This is a genomic window from Pseudomonas sp. FW305-3-2-15-E-TSA4, from assembly GCF_058787295.1.
This window is the reverse complement of record NZ_JBYSZP010000014.1, coordinates 130868-145281: the sequence shown is the minus strand read 5'-3', so window position 1 is coordinate 145281 and position 14414 is coordinate 130868. Positions and strand designations below refer to the sequence as shown.

Annotated in this window: 13 protein-coding genes; 3 read left to right on the top strand and 10 right to left on the bottom strand. The window is 60.1% G+C overall.

The genetic code is table 11. The annotated features are described in order from the left end of the window. Window positions 1-220 precede the first annotated feature (220 nt). Entirely contained in the window at window positions 221-862 is a 642-nt protein-coding gene (locus tag AC3WMV_RS19915) for an HD domain-containing protein (RefSeq protein WP_103369648.1), read from the top strand. 189 nt (window positions 863-1051) lie between these two features. Here AC3WMV_RS19915 and AC3WMV_RS19910 read toward each other — a convergent pair whose 3' ends face one another. From AC3WMV_RS19910 to AC3WMV_RS19880, 7 genes are all read right to left on the bottom strand, one after another. Next, on the bottom strand, window positions 1052-1942 hold the full coding sequence (locus AC3WMV_RS19910) for an ABC transporter permease subunit (protein ID WP_103369647.1): 891 nt from the start codon (window positions 1940-1942) through the stop codon (window positions 1052-1054). Next, the gene (locus tag AC3WMV_RS19905; RefSeq protein WP_171061891.1) at window positions 1939-2820 is read right to left on the bottom strand and encodes an ABC transporter permease subunit; all 882 of its coding nucleotides are present in this window, start codon (window positions 2818-2820) and stop codon (window positions 1939-1941) included. Before AC3WMV_RS19905 ends, AC3WMV_RS19910 begins: the two co-directional genes overlap by 4 nt. Before the next feature lie 35 nt (window positions 2821-2855). Beyond that, window positions 2856-3998: an ABC transporter ATP-binding protein gene (locus tag AC3WMV_RS19900; protein ID WP_003229245.1), complete on the bottom strand. Its 1143-nt coding sequence runs from the start codon at window positions 3996-3998 to the stop codon at window positions 2856-2858. 67 nt (window positions 3999-4065) lie between these two features. After that, complete coding sequence (locus tag AC3WMV_RS19895; RefSeq protein WP_027610516.1) at window positions 4066-5163, bottom strand: polyamine ABC transporter substrate-binding protein; 1098 nt, start codon at window positions 5161-5163, stop codon at window positions 4066-4068. A gap of 187 nt (window positions 5164-5350) precedes the next feature. Then, window positions 5351-6460 (bottom strand): polyamine ABC transporter substrate-binding protein, encoded by a 1110-nt coding sequence (locus tag AC3WMV_RS19890; protein WP_097089597.1) that lies wholly within the window; start codon window positions 6458-6460, stop codon window positions 5351-5353. 171 nt (window positions 6461-6631) lie between these two features. Then, a complete protein-coding gene (locus AC3WMV_RS19885) occupies window positions 6632-7996 on the bottom strand; it encodes an aspartate aminotransferase family protein (RefSeq protein ID WP_096797600.1) in 1365 nt (454 codons plus the stop codon). 56 nt (window positions 7997-8052) lie between these two features. Beyond that, window positions 8053-9411, bottom strand: coding sequence for a glutamine synthetase family protein (locus tag AC3WMV_RS19880; protein ID WP_007967993.1), 1359 nt, complete (start codon window positions 9409-9411; stop codon window positions 8053-8055). A 730-nt stretch (window positions 9412-10141) separates the two neighbouring features. On the opposite strand from AC3WMV_RS19880, the gene AC3WMV_RS19875 reads away from it, so the two are divergent. Then, window positions 10142-11518, top strand: coding sequence for a glutamine synthetase family protein (locus tag AC3WMV_RS19875; RefSeq protein WP_003229254.1), 1377 nt, complete (start codon window positions 10142-10144; stop codon window positions 11516-11518). A 267-nt stretch (window positions 11519-11785) separates the two neighbouring features. Continuing rightward, window positions 11786-12418 (top strand): TetR/AcrR family transcriptional regulator, encoded by a 633-nt coding sequence (locus tag AC3WMV_RS19870; protein ID WP_103368209.1) that lies wholly within the window; start codon window positions 11786-11788, stop codon window positions 12416-12418. Window positions 12419-12579: 161 nt separating this feature from the next. Here the strand turns inward: AC3WMV_RS19870 and AC3WMV_RS19865 are convergent, their stop codons facing one another. From AC3WMV_RS19865 to ssuC, 3 genes are read right to left on the bottom strand one after another with little or no spacing between them, the layout of a single operon-like run. Continuing rightward, a complete protein-coding gene (locus tag AC3WMV_RS19865; RefSeq protein WP_007967989.1) occupies window positions 12580-12795 on the bottom strand; it encodes a TOBE domain-containing protein in 216 nt (71 codons plus the stop codon). Window positions 12796-12828: 33 nt separating this feature from the next. Beyond that, window positions 12829-13635: an aliphatic sulfonates ABC transporter ATP-binding protein gene (gene ssuB, locus AC3WMV_RS19860; protein WP_095137604.1), complete on the bottom strand. Its 807-nt coding sequence runs from the start codon at window positions 13633-13635 to the stop codon at window positions 12829-12831. Further along, the gene (gene ssuC, locus AC3WMV_RS19855; protein ID WP_103368208.1) at window positions 13632-14414 is read right to left on the bottom strand and encodes an aliphatic sulfonate ABC transporter permease SsuC; all 783 of its coding nucleotides are present in this window, start codon (window positions 14412-14414) and stop codon (window positions 13632-13634) included. Before ssuC ends, ssuB begins: the two co-directional genes overlap by 4 nt.

Here is a 14414-nt window from a genome sequence, read left to right as displayed (position 1 = left end):
ATATGAGGGCCCTTTCGCGAGCAAGCCCGCTCCCACATGGGCCGTGCCTGCCTTGTTGATTGAGCCAACCCTAGCCAATCCAGGTTCAACAAGCGAGGTTGGCACGATTTGCAGGTCGATTGGCAAGGATCGCAGCCATGCGTTGATTGTCCGTTTAGTGCCTCGGGGAACAGACTTTGTCCATCAGCGCCACGACGGCGTTTTCGATGAGGATACCTTCATGAGCACGACCATTGCCGGCATCAAGATCCCCGACAGCGCCCTCGCCCGGGCCACCACCGAGTACATTCGCGACATCGAAACCGACTTGCTCTACCACCACTCGCGCCGGGTATTTCTGTTCGGTGCGTTGAGCGGCGAGCGCCGGCAACTGGCCTACAACCCGGAGCTGCTGTACGTCGGCGCGATGTTCCACGACCTCGGCCTGGTCGAAGGCTATCGCAGTGTCGACGAGCGTTTCGAAGTGGATGGCGCCAACGCGGCAGCGGCATTTCTCAAGCCGTACGGACTGAGCGATGACGACATCGAGCAGGTCTGGCTGTCGATTGCTCTGCACACCACGCCGGGGGTGCCGAAGCATTTGCGGCCGACCGTGGCGCTGGTGACGGCGGGTGTCGAGATGGATGTATTGGGGATGGATTACGCGGCGTTCAGCAGCACCCAGCGCGAGGCGGTGGTGCATGCGCATCCACGCGGGGAAGGTTTCAAGGAGTGCATCATCTGCGCGTTTGCCGACGGCTTGCGCCATCGTCCGCAGACCACGTTCGGCAATGTGAAGACCGATGTGCTGGTGGATCAGGAGCCGGGGTTCAAACCGATGAACTTTGTTGAGGTCATCCGCCAATCTCCTTGGACTGCATAAAACCGACTGTGGGGGTGTGCCCTGTGGTGAGGGGATTTATCCCCGATGGACTGCGTAGCAATCCCTACTTTCAGGATCAAAAGAGGGGCCGCTTCGCAACCCATCGGGGATAAATCCCCTCACCACAATAGCCCGCTCCCACAGTTGGATTTGGGTTGGCCTTGATAAAGGGGCCAACCCGAGTTTGCTTTAAGCCGCTTCCGGCGCAGGCGCGCGGCGCACGTCCGGTTGCTTCCACGAATCGGCGGCGCCTTCTTCGATGGCTTGCTGGATGGCTTTCTTGCGCGCTTCTTCGGCTCGGCGGCTGAAGAACCACACCAGGAACGTCACGATCGACACCGCCAGCAGAATCAGGCTGGCCACGGCGTTGATCTCAGGCTTCACGCCCAGACGCACCGCCGAGAACACTTCCATCGGCAGGGTGGTCGAACCCGGGCCGGAAACGAAGCTCGCCAGTACCAGATCGTCCAGCGACAGGGCGAACGACATCATGCCGCCCGCTGCCAGCGACGGTGCGATCATCGGGATGGTGATCAGGAAGAACACCTTCCACGGCCGCGCACCCAGATCCATTGCTGCCTCTTCGATCGACAGGTCCAGCTCACGCAGACGCGCCGACACCACCACCGCCACATACGCTGCACAGAAAGTCGTGTGGGCGATCCAGATGGTGACGATGCCGCGTTCCTGCGGCCAGCCGATCATCTGCGCCATGGCCACGAACAGCAGCAACAGCGACAGACCGGTGATCACTTCCGGCATTACCAACGGCGCCGTCACCAGGCCACCGAACAGCGTGCGGCCCTTGAAGTGGGTGATGCGGGTCAGCACGAACGCTGCCAGCGTACCCAGCGCCACCGCCGCAACCGCGGTGTAGCAGGCGATTTCCAGCGAGCGCACCACCGAGCCCATCAGTTGGGTGTTATCGAGCAGGCCGACGTACCACTTGATCGACCAGCCACCCCACACCGTCACCAGTTTCGAGGCGTTGAACGAGTAGATCACCAGGATCAGCATCGGCAGGTAGATGAACAACAGACCCAGTACCAGCATCAGGCTGGAGAAACGGAAGTTCTTCATTCTTTGCCCTCCATTTCCTTGGCCTGACTGCGGTTGAACAGGATGATCGGCACAATCAGGATCGCCAGCATCACCACCGCCAGCGCAGACGCCACCGGCCAGTCACGGTTGTTGAAGAACTCTTGCCAGAGCACTTTACCGATCATCAGGGTTTCCGGGCCGCCGAGCAGTTCCGGGATCACGAACTCACCGACCACCGGGATGAACACCAGCATGCAGCCGGCAATGATCCCGTTCTTGGACAGTGGAATAGTGATTTTCCAGAAGCTGTTGAAGGTGCTCGAACCGAGGTCGGAAGCCGCTTCCAGCAGGCTCTGATCGTGTTTCACCAGGTTGGCGTACAGCGGCAGGATCATGAACGGCAGGTACGAATAAACCACGCCGATGTACACCGCCAGGTTGGTGTTGAGGATCTGCAGCGGCTCGTCGATAAAGCCCATGCTCATCAGGAAACCGTTGAGCAGGCCGTTGTTGCTGAGGATGCCCATCCACGCGTAAACGCGGATCAGGATCGCAGTCCAGGTCGGCATCATGATCAGCAGCACCAGCACCGTCTGCAGCTCTTTGCGCGCACTGGCGATGGCGTAGGCCATCGGGTAACCGATCAGCAGACACAACAGCGTGCTGAAGAACGCCATCTTCAGCGAGCCTAGGTAAGCAGCGATGTACAGCTCGTCGTCGCCGAGCATCGCGTAGTTGCCCAGGTTCAGCAGCAGTTGCAGCTTCTGTTCGGCGAAGGTGTAGATCTCGGTGTACGGCGGGATGGCCACGTCGGCTTCAGCGAAGCTGATCTTCAGGACGATGAAGAACGGCAGCATGAAGAACAGAAACAGCCAGATGAACGGAACCCCGATGACCAGCTGCCGGCCATTGGGAATTATTCGGTTGAGCCGTCGTTTGAACTTGCGCATGTTCATGAGCGAAGTACCACGCCGCTGTCGTCTTCCCACCACACGTAAACCTGATCGCCCCAGGTCGGACGCTGGCCGCGACGTTCGGCGTTGGCAACGAACGACTGCACCAGCTTGCCGCTCGGCAATTCGACGTAGAACACCGAGTGGCCGCCGAGGTAGGCGATGTCATGCACCTTGCCGCTCGACCAGTTGTATTCGCAGGTCGGCATCTCGGCGGTGACCAGCAGCTTCTCCGGACGAATCGCGTAGGTCACGGACTTGTCTTGCACCGAGGTGCTGATGCCGTGGCCGACGTAGATCTGCCGGTCGAGGTCCTTGCAGGTGATGGTCGCGTGGCCTTCGGCGTCGTCGATCACTTCGCCTTCGAAGATGTTCACGTTGCCGATGAATTCACAGACCAGACGGCTGGTCGGGGTTTCGTAGATGTCGATCGGGCTGCCGATCTGGGCGATCCAGCCCAGGTGCATGATCGCGATGCGCTCGGCCATGGTCATGGCCTCTTCCTGGTCGTGGGTCACCATCACGCAGGTCACGCCGACGCGCTCGATGATCTCTACCAGCTCCAGTTGCATCTGCGAACGCAGTTTCTTGTCCAGTGCGCCCATCGGCTCGTCGAGCAGCAGCAGTTTCGGCCGCTTGGCCAGCGAGCGTGCCAGTGCCACACGCTGACGCTGACCGCCGGACAGTTGATGCGGCTTGCGCTTGGCGTACTGGCTCATCTGCACCAGTTTGAGCATTTCGGCCACACGGGCGTCGATTTCGGCGTTCGGGATCTTGTCCTGCTTGAGGCCGAAGGCGATGTTCTGCGCCACGGTCATGTGCGGGAACAAGGCGTACGACTGGAACATCATGTTGATCGGTCGCTCGTACGGCGGCATGTCGGTGATGTCGACGCCGTCGAGGAAAATGCGCCCCTCCGTGGGCCGTTCGAACCCTGCCAGCATCCGCAGCAGCGTGGATTTGCCCGATCCCGAACCGCCGAGCAGGGCGAAGATCTCGCCTTTCTTGATTTCCAGGGACACATCGTCCACGGCAATCGTCTCGTCGAACTTCTTCGTGACCCGGTCGATTTTGACCAACACCTGCTTAGGTGTCTGGTCGCCCTCGAGGGCTTTCTTATAGGCGCCGGAGGCAACTGCCATTTACGAAACTCCCAGAAAAAAACAGTGCAGTTCGCCCCATGCGGACGAACCCAGGATAGTTTGTGCCTTACTTGCCCGACTTGACCTTGGTCCAGCTACGGGTCATCAAACGCTGAATATTGGGTGGCAACTCGACCGACACGTAAGTCTTGTCGAGGACTGCTTGCGGTGGATAAACCGCTTCGTCGGTGCGGATGGACTGTTCCATCAGCTTGTCCGACCCCGGGTTGGGGTTGGCGTAACCGACGTAATCACTGACCTGGGCGATCACCTCAGGTTTCAGCAAATAGTTGATGAAGGCGTGGGCCTCTTTGACGTTGGACGAGTCCTTTGGAATCGCCAGCATGTCGAACCACAGCGCGCCGCCCTCTTTCGGGATCGAGTAGGCGATGTTCACGCCCTTCTTCGCTTCTTCGGCACGGTGCTTGGCCTGGAAGATATCGCCGGAGAAACCGATGGCCACGCAAATGTCGCCGTTGGCCAGATCACCGATGTATTTCGACGAGTGGAAATAGGTCACATAAGGACGCACGGCCAGCAGTTTGTCGGTGGCCTTGGCGTAGTCTTTCGGATTGGTGCTGTTGGCGTTCAGGCCCATGTAGTTGAGCACGGTCGGCATCATTTCATCGGCCGAGTCGAGGAACGCGACGCCACAGCTGTGCAGCTTCTTGATGTTCTCCGGCTCGAACAGCACGCTCCAGGAGTCGATCTTGTCGATGCCGAGCACCGCTTTGACTTTCTCGACGTTGTAGCCGATGCCGTTGGTGCCCCACAGGTACGGCACGGCGTACTGGTTGCCCGGGTCGTTCTGTTCCAGGCGCTTGAGCAGCACCGGATCGAGATTCGAATAATTCGGCAACTGCGACTTGTCGAGCTTCTGGAACGCGCCCGCCTTGATCTGCTTGCCGAGGAAATGGTTCGACGGCACGACCACGTCGTAACCGGTACGCCCGGCCAGCAGCTTGCCTTCCAGGGTCTCGTTGGAATCGAACACGTCGTACACCGGTTTGATTCCGGTTTCTTTCTGGAAGTCGGCCAGGGTGGTCTCGCCGATGTAATCCGACCAGTTATAAATATGCACCGTACCGGCGGCCTGGGCTCCGACAGCGATCGTCAGGCCGGCAGTGGCCAGCAGGGCTTTGCGCAAAGAAGAAAAAATAGGCAAGTGGAGGTCCTCTAAATTAGTTGGGCCCAAGTTGCCCCGCGTTACATGACAGCCATGGCTGCCCGGCAACCAAACCGGCGCGCAACTTACCCTCGAAAAACCGTTCCTGCAAAACTTCCTGTCATTTAATTGATCCGCTGGCCGCCGTCGCGGCGACGACGGCCAGCGGTTGCTGCGTCAAACCGGCTTATTTACCGGATTTGATCTTGGTCCAGCTGCGGGTCAGTTCACGCTGGGTAGCGGCCGGCAAATCGGCGATCGCATACAGCTTGGCCTGCACGTCGGCTGGCGGGTAGATGCCTGGATCGCTGGTGATGTCTTTTGCCACCAGAGCGGTTGCAGCCGCGTTACCGTTCGGGAAGCGTACGGCGTTGGTGATGCCGGCCATGACGTCAGGCTTCTGCAGGAAGGTCATGAATTTGTAGGCGCCTTCAACGTTTTCGGCATCCTTAGGGATGGCGACCATGTCGAAGAAGCTGCCAGCACCTTCCTTCGGAATGGCGTAGCTGACTTTCACCTTGTCACCGGCCTCGGCGGCACGGGATTTGGCCTGCTGCACGTCACCCGAGTAGCCGACCGCTACGCAGATGTTGCCGTTGGCCAGATCCGAGATGTACTTGGAGGAGTGGAAGTAGGTGATCGAAGGACGAATCTTGAGGAACAGCTCCTCGGCTTTCTTGATGTCTTCTTTTTTCTGGGTGTCTGTAGGCAGGCCCAGGTAGTGCAGCGCGACCGGGAGCATTTCGGTCGGCGAGTCGAGGAAGCTCACGCCGCAGCCCTTGAGCTTGGCGATGTTCTCAGGCTTGAGCAGCACGTCCCACGAGTCGATGGTGTCGACGCCCAGCGCAGCCTTGACCTTCTCCGGGTTGTAACCGATGCCGATCGAGCCCCACATGTACGGGAAGGCGTGCTTGTTGCCCGGGTCGCTGACCGACACGGCCTTGAGCAGGTCCTGGTTCAGATTCTTCCAGTTAGGCAGCTTGGACTGGTCCAGCTCCTGGTAAACGCCCGCCTTGATCTGCTTGGCCAGGAAGTTGTTCGACGGCACAACGACGTCGTAACCGGATTTGCCCGCCAGCAGTTTGGCTTCCAGGGTTTCGTTGCTGTCGAACACGTCGTAGACCACCTTGATCCCCGACTCTTTTTCGAAGTTGGCGATGGTGTCCGGAGCGATGTAGTCAGACCAGTTGTAGACGTGCAGTACCTTGTCGTCCGCGTGAACCGCACCCGCCATCATGCCCGCGACGGACAGCGCGAGAAGAGTCTTGCCAGCAAGCTTTTTACCTAATGCCTTCATGCGTCATGCTCCAAATTTTTCTTTTTTGAACCACTTTGTTCAGCGGCCGAACCCGGACAACTGGAACCGCGGCTAGTCTGGCAAGATCGGAGGCGGTCTTTCAAGAAAAGGCCAACCTTTCTGACACCTTCGAGCGAGAGCGCCGCAGCTCCCCCGCTCGAAGCCTAGCACTTAGGCCTGCAACGCACTGAGGGTCAGGTCCAGGCACTTGCGCGCCTTGGTCACCAGCTCATCGATCTCCGCCTTGCTGATCACCAGCGGCGGCGCAATGATCATGGTGTCGCCCACGGCGCGCATGATCAGGCCGTTATCGAAGCAGAACTGCCGGCAGATCATGCCCACGCCCCGACCTTCGTAACGCTTGCGAGTGGCCTTGTCCTGCACCAGCTCGATCGCCCCCAGCAGACCAACGCCGCGCACTTCGCCCACCAACGGGTGGTCGTTGAGTTCGCGCAGACGTTTCTGCAAATACGGTGCCGTTTCGTTGTGCGCGTTCTCGATAATTTTCTCGTCGCGCAGAATCCGGATGTTTTCCAGCCCCACCGCCGCCGCCACCGGGTGCCCGGAGTAGGTGAAGCCGTGGTTGAAATCGCCGCCCTCGTTGAGCACCTTCACCACTTCATCACGCACGATCAGACCACCCATCGGGATGTAGCCGGAGGTCAGGCCTTTGGCGATGGTCATCATGTCCGGCTTCAGATCGTAGAAATCCGAACCGAACCATTGGCCGGTACGACCGAAGCCACAGATCACTTCGTCGGCCACGAACAGAATGTCGTACTTGGCGAGGATTTCCTTGATGCGCGGCCAGTAGGTGTCTGGCGGAATGATCACGCCGCCGGCGCCCTGAATCGGCTCGGCAATGAACGCACCGACGTTGTCCACGCCGACTTCGAGAATCTTCTCTTCCAGCTGATTGGCCGCCCAGATGCCGAACTCTTCCGGCGACATGTCGCCGCCCTCGGCGAACCAGTACGGCTGCGCGATATGGACGATGCCCGGAATCGGCAAGTCGCCCTGCTCGTGCATATAGGTCATGCCACCCAGGCTAGCGCCGGCCACGGTGGAACCGTGATAACCGTTCTTGCGGCTGATGATGACTTTCTTGTTCGGCTGGCCCTTGATCGCCCAGTAGTGGCGAACCATGCGCAGCATGGTGTCGTTGCCTTCGGAGCCGGAACCGGTGAAGAACACGTGGTTCATGCCTTGCGGCGCCACGTCGGCGATGGCCTTGGCCAGTTCCAGTGCCGGCGGGTGCGCAGTCTGGAAGAACAGGTTGTAGTAAGGCAGTTCGCGCATCTGCTTCGCGGCGGCGTCAGCCAGCTCATCGCGGCCATAACCGATCGCCACGCACCACAGACCCGCCATGCCATCGAGGATCTTGTTGCCCTCGCTGTCCCACAGGTACACGCCCTTGGCGTTGGTGATGATCCGTGGACCCTTCTCTTTCAGCTGCTTGAAATCGCTGAACGGGGCCAGGTGGTGATCGCTGCTCAGGGCTTGCCACTCACGGGTTTGCGGGTTGTTGCTGGTCATGCCAATTCTCCTTGTTATCGGTGAAGGCGCGGCGGCTGGCCACCGCGCCCGGCGTATCAGACGGCGAAGAGCAGGTACTCACGCTCCCAGGAACTGATCACGCGCTTGAAGTTTTCATGCTCGGCCCGCTTGACCGCGACGTAGCCGGTGATGAAGGTCTTGCCCAGGTATTTCTCGATGGTCGCGCTGTTCTCCATACGCTCCAGCGCATCCTCGATGGTCAGCGGCAGGCGCAGGTTGCGGCGTTCATAGCCACGACCGACCACTGGCGCGCTCGGATTGAGGCCCTCGACCATGCCGATGTAACCGCAAAGCAGGCTCGCGGCAATCGCCAGGTACGGGTTGGCGTCGGCGCCCGGCAGGCGGTTTTCCACCCGACGGTTCTGCGGCCCGGCATCCGGTACGCGCAGGCCCACGGTGCGGTTTTCTTCGCCCCACTCCACGTTCACCGGCGCCGAAGTGTCCGGCAGGAAGCGGCGGAACGAGTTGACGTTCGGCGCGAACAGCGGCAACAGCTCAGGGATCAGTTTCTGCAGGCCACCGATGTGGTGCAGGAACAGCTGGCTCATGGTCCCGTCTTCATTAGAGAACACGTTCTTGCCGGTCTCGATGTCGATGATGCTCTGGTGCAAGTGCATCGCACTGCCCGGCTCGCCGGTCATCGGCTTGGCCATAAAGGTCGCGGCCACGTCATGCTTGAGCGCGGCTTCGCGCATGGTGCGTTTGAACACCAGGATCTGGTCGGCCAGCGACAGTGCATCGCCGTGACGGAAGTTGATTTCCATCTGCGCCGTGCCGTCTTCGTGGATCAGCGTGTCGAGGTCCAGCTCCTGCAGTTCGCACCAGTCGTAGACGTCTTCGAACAGCGGGTCGAATTCGTTCGCCGCTTCGATGGAGAACGACTGACGACCGATTTCCGGACGTCCCGAGCGGCCGATTGGCGGCTGCAGCGGATAGTCGGGGTCGTCACTGCGCTTGGTCAGGTAGAACTCCATCTCCGGCGCCACGATCGGCTGCCAGCCCTTGTCGGCATAGAGCTTGAGGACTTTCTTGAGGACGTTGCGCGGCGACAGCTCAATCGGGTTGCCTTGCTTGTCGTAGGTGTCGTGGATCACCTGGGCAGTCGGCTCGATGGCCCATGGCACCAGGTACACGGCGTTCTGGTCGGGGCGGCAGATCATGTCGATGTCGGCCGGGTCGAGCAGTTCGTAATAGATGTCGTCTTCGACGTAGTCGCCGGTCACGGTCTGCAACAGCACGCTTTCCGGCAGGCGCATGCCCTTCTCGGCGATGAACTTGTTGGTCGGCGAGATCTTGCCCCGGGTGATACCGGTCAAGTCGCCGATCATGCATTCGACTTCTGTGATCTTGTGGTCTTTCAACCAATCGGTGAGCTGGTCGAGGTTGTTACTCATAAATGCCTCTGGGCTGAGTCTCCTGACATCGTGTCAGGCAAAGTTTGACGCCGTGGCGTCGCGTTAAAGGGGGCTTGCTTGCGCGCAGTACCGGCTTACGCCTGGCACCGCGCATAGACAATGAAAGAGGAGCTTACCTGCCCTTTACGCTGGCGTTGCATTTCCTGTGCACATTCAAGGCGTGCAGAATCATGAGCACGGCTTTGGAAGCGGCACAGGCTTTGGGACTCAAAGGGATCTATATTGGAAGGAGACGCCATAAACAGGATGCTGTCCCGTGCGTCCAGAATATCGGACGTTGCCGTTGGGCCTGATGCGCACAAGAACCTCGTCGACCCGCCACGAGCCATGCTGGCCGCGTCACGGACGGATTTGTCGCCACTGATGTGATGAGCATGCAGACCGGACTGTTGCGAGCAGTCGGTGATGCCGATTAACGGCAGGCGAGACATGAAGCACCCCGGTATTATTGCTGTTATGGGTTTGGTCGGAGCTTAGCCTTGTTCATTTTTTTACACAACACCCCCGTAAAAAATACAACACGGCCTGCTCAAGCCCGCGGGTGCCAAGCGTCCCAAGGACAAAAAACTGCCCCAAAGTGCCCCATAAATGCCCTTGCAGCGCTTTTTTAGGGCAAAAAAGGCCTCGCTTGACTTCGGCAGGCCGTTCGGGTTGACTGAAACCAGAAAAGATCAATGATTGATATTTTTAACAACAAAGGTGTTGCATCATGTCGGTACCCCCGCGTGCCGTTCAGCTTAACGAAGCGAACGCGTTCCTTAAGGAACATCCTGAGGTTCTGTACGTTGACCTTCTGATTGCGGATATGAATGGTGTGGTGCGCGGCAAGCGCATCGAACGCACCAGCCTCCACAAGGTTTACGAGAAAGGCATCAACCTGCCGGCCTCTCTATTTGCTCTGGATATCAATGGCTCTACGGTGGAAAGCACCGGCCTGGGTTTGGACATCGGCGACGCCGACCGGATCTGCTATCCAATCCCCGATACCCTGTGCAACGAGCCATGGCAGAAGCGCCCTACCGCGCAACTGTTGATGACCATGCACGAACTCGAAGGCGACCCGTTCTTCGCCGATCCGCGCGAAGTGCTCCGTCAAGTTGTTGCAAAGTTTGACGAGCTGGGCTTGACCATCTGCGCAGCCTTCGAGCTGGAGTTCTACCTGATCGACCAGGAAAACGTGAACGGCCGCCCTCAGCCGCCACGCTCGCCGATCTCCGGCAAACGCCCACACTCGACTCAGGTCTACCTGATCGACGACCTCGACGAATACGTCGACTGCCTCCAGGACATTCTGGAAGGCGCCAAAGAGCAAGGCATCCCGGCCGACGCGATCGTCAAGGAAAGTGCCCCGGCGCAGTTCGAAGTGAACCTGCACCACGTCGCCGACCCGATCAAGGCGTGCGACTACGCAGTCCTGCTCAAGCGTCTGATCAAGAACATCGCCTACGACCATGAAATGGACACCACCTTCATGGCCAAGCCGTATCCGGGCCAGGCGGGTAATGGTCTGCATGTCCACATCTCGGTGCTCGACAAAGATGGCAAGAACATCTTTGCAAGCGAGGATCCCGAGCAGAACGCCGCGCTGCGTCACGCGATCGGCGGTGTGCTCGAGACCCTGCCGGCGCAGATGGCTTTCCTCTGCCCGAACGTCAACTCGTACCGTCGCTTCGGCGCGCAGTTCTACGTGCCGAACTCGCCGTGCTGGGGCCTGGACAACCGCACCGTGGCGATCCGCGTACCAACCGGCTCTGCCGATGCCGTGCGTATCGAACACCGCGTAGCGGGCGCCGACGCCAACCCGTACCTGCTGATGGCTTCGGTCCTGGCCGGTGTGCATCACGGTCTGGTGAACAAGATCGAACCGGGCGCTCCGGTCGAAGGCAACAGCTATGAGCAGAACGAACAAAGCCTGCCGAACAACTTGCGCGATGCCCTGCGCGAGCTGGACGACAGCGAAGTGATGGCCAAGTACATCGATCCGAAATACATCGATATCTTCGTCGCCTGCAAGGAAAGCGAGCTGGAGGAGTTCGAACACTCCATCTCCGACCTTGAGTACAACTGGTATCTGCATACCGTTTAAGCGGATTGCAGGAATAAAAAGCGCTGCCGGCCATTTCAGCCCGCAGCGTTTTTTTATGCCTGAACATTTTCCACTGTGGTGAGGGGATTTATCCCCGACCGGCTGCGCAGCAGTCGTAATCCCTGAGAACCGGATACTCCTGACACACCGAGGGGAATGGGTTTGGGGTCGCTTCGCAACCCATCGGGGATAAATCCCCTCGCCACAGGTCGGCAGACAACACACGGCGCGGCTCGTACAATGCCCGCTGCCCCGCAGGAGACTTCCATGACGCGTCCCGCCCCCGTCCGCAAACCCCGTGCCCGCAGCCAGGCGCGCATCGATTCGATACTCGAAGCCGCGCGTACGCTGCTGGCCGCCGAGGGTGTGGCCAGTCTGTCGATCTACAGCGTCGCCGAACGCGCGCAGATTCCGCCGTCATCCGTGTATCACTTCTTCGCCAGCGTCCCGGCACTGCTCGAAGCGCTGACCGCCGACGTGCATGCGGCGTTTCGCGCCTGCCTGCAAGCGCCGATCGACCACGAGGCGCTGCGCGACTGGCGTGACCTGTCGCGGCTGGTCGAAGAGCGGATGCTGGAGATCTACGACGAAGACGCGGCGGCCCGCCAGTTGATCCTCGCCCAGCACGGCCTGACCGAAGTGACCCAGGCCGACCGCCAGCACGACATCGAACTCGGCGACCTGATGCACAAGCTGTTCGACCATCACTTCGAATTGCCGCGCCTGCCCAGCGATGTCGATGTGTTCGCGCTGGCGATGGAGTTGGGCGACCGCGTGTATGCGCGCTCGGTGCAGCAGCATGGGCAGATCACGCCGCGCATGGCCGAGGAAGGGATGCGGGTGTTTGATGCCTACATCGGGTTATACCTTCCACCTTACCTGCCCAAAAGAATTCTCTAGCGTCTTTACCGGCCTCTTCGCGAGCAGGCTCGCTCCCACATTTGGAATGCGGTTCCCTGTGGGAGCGAGCCTGCTCGCGAAGGCCGCACCGCGAACTTCAAGACAGACACAAAAAACCCCGAAGGGCTCACGCCTTTCGGGGTTGTTTTTTACTCACTGGCTTACAACTTGGCGATCGACACCTCGGTGGATTTCACGAAGGCGATCACCTCGCTGCCCACCGCCAGTTCCAGCTCCTTGACCGAGCGGGTGGTGATCACTGAAGTGACGATGCCGGAAGCGGTTTGCACGTCGATTTCCGACAGCACGTCGCCGAGAACGATCTCCTTGATCGAGCCTTTGAACTGGTTGCGCACGTTGATGGCTTTGATAGTCATGGCTTTGATTCCTGTCGTTGGATGTAACTTGAGTTATTGAGCCCAGCGCAATTGCGTAGGCAGTGGTGAAACAGGTTCCGGCTCCGGCGGCTCGCCGGGCAGGGACAGAACACGGTTGAGCACTTCGGTTTCCAGCGCCGCCAGTCGATGCGATCCGCGCACTCGCGGGCGTGGCAGTTCCACTTGCAGGTCGAGACCGACTTCGCCGTCCTCGATCAGAATCACCCGGTCGGCAATCGCCACCGCTTCGCTGACGTCATGGGTCACCAGTAGCACGGTGAACCCATGCTTCTGCCAGAGGCGTTCGATCAGTTGCTGCATCTCGATGCGGGTCAGCGCATCCAGCGCACCCAGCGGCTCGTCGAGCAGCAACAGGCGCGGCTGGTGAATCAGCGCCCGGGCAAGCGCCACACGCTGCTTTTGCCCGCCGGACAAGGCGGCTGGCCACTCGTTGGCGCGATCGGCCAGCCCCACCGCTTCCAGCGCCTCCAGAGCTTGCGGGCGCCAGTTGCCTTTAAGGCCGAGGCCGACGTTGTCGATGATCTTTTTCCACGGCAGCAGCCGGGCTTCCTGGAACATCAACCGGGTGTCTTCCCGCGCATCGCTCAGCGGTGCAGCACCGGCCAGCAGGTCGCCGCCAGTCGGTTGATCGAGGCCGGCGAGCAAGCGCAGGAAGGTGCTCTTGCCGCACCCGCTGCGCCCGACCACGGCGACGAATTGCCCCGCCGGAATGTGCAGGTCGATGTCGCGCAACACCTGCCGCGCGCCAAAGGTTTTCTGCAGGTTGCGCACCACCAGCGGAATCCCGCGCAGCAAGCGTGGAGGTTGTTGAGCGGTCATGCCGCACCTCCCTTGGCAACCTGATACGCCGGATGCCAACGCAACCACACGCGCTCAAGTCCACGGGCCGCGAGGTCGGCGAGTTTGCCGAGTACCGCGTAAAGCAGGATCGCCAGCACCACCACATCCGTCTGTAAAAACTCGCGGGCATTCATCGCCAGATAGCCGATGCCGGAGCTGGCGGAGATGGTTTCGGCAACGATCAGCGTCAGCCACATGAAGCCCAGCGCAAAGCGCACACCGACCAGAATCGAAGGCAACGCACCCGGCAGGATCACTTGCCAGAACAGGCTGAAACGGGACAGGCCGTAACTGCGCGCCATTTCCACCAGCGCCGGATCGACGTTGCGGATGCCGTGATAGGTGTTGAGGTAGATCGGGAACAACGTGCCCAATGCGACCAGGAAAATCTTCGCCGACTCATCGATGCCGAACCACAGAATTACCAACGGAATCAGCGCCAGGTGCGGCACGTTGCGGATCATCTGCACCGAGCTGTCGAGCAGGCGTTCACCCCACTTCGACAGGCCGGTGATGAAGCCCAGCACCAGGCCGATGCTGCCGCCGATAGTGAAGCCCAGCGCCGCGCGCCAGCCGCTGATCGCCAGGTGCGTCCAGATCTCGCCGCTGCGCACCAGGCTGACACCGGCCTCAATCACCGCCACCGGTGCCGGCAGAATCCGCGTCGACAACCAACCGGCTGACACCGACAACTGCCACACCGCCAGCAGGAGCACCGGCAACGCCCAGGGCGCGAGGCTGTGGATAAATGTTTTCAT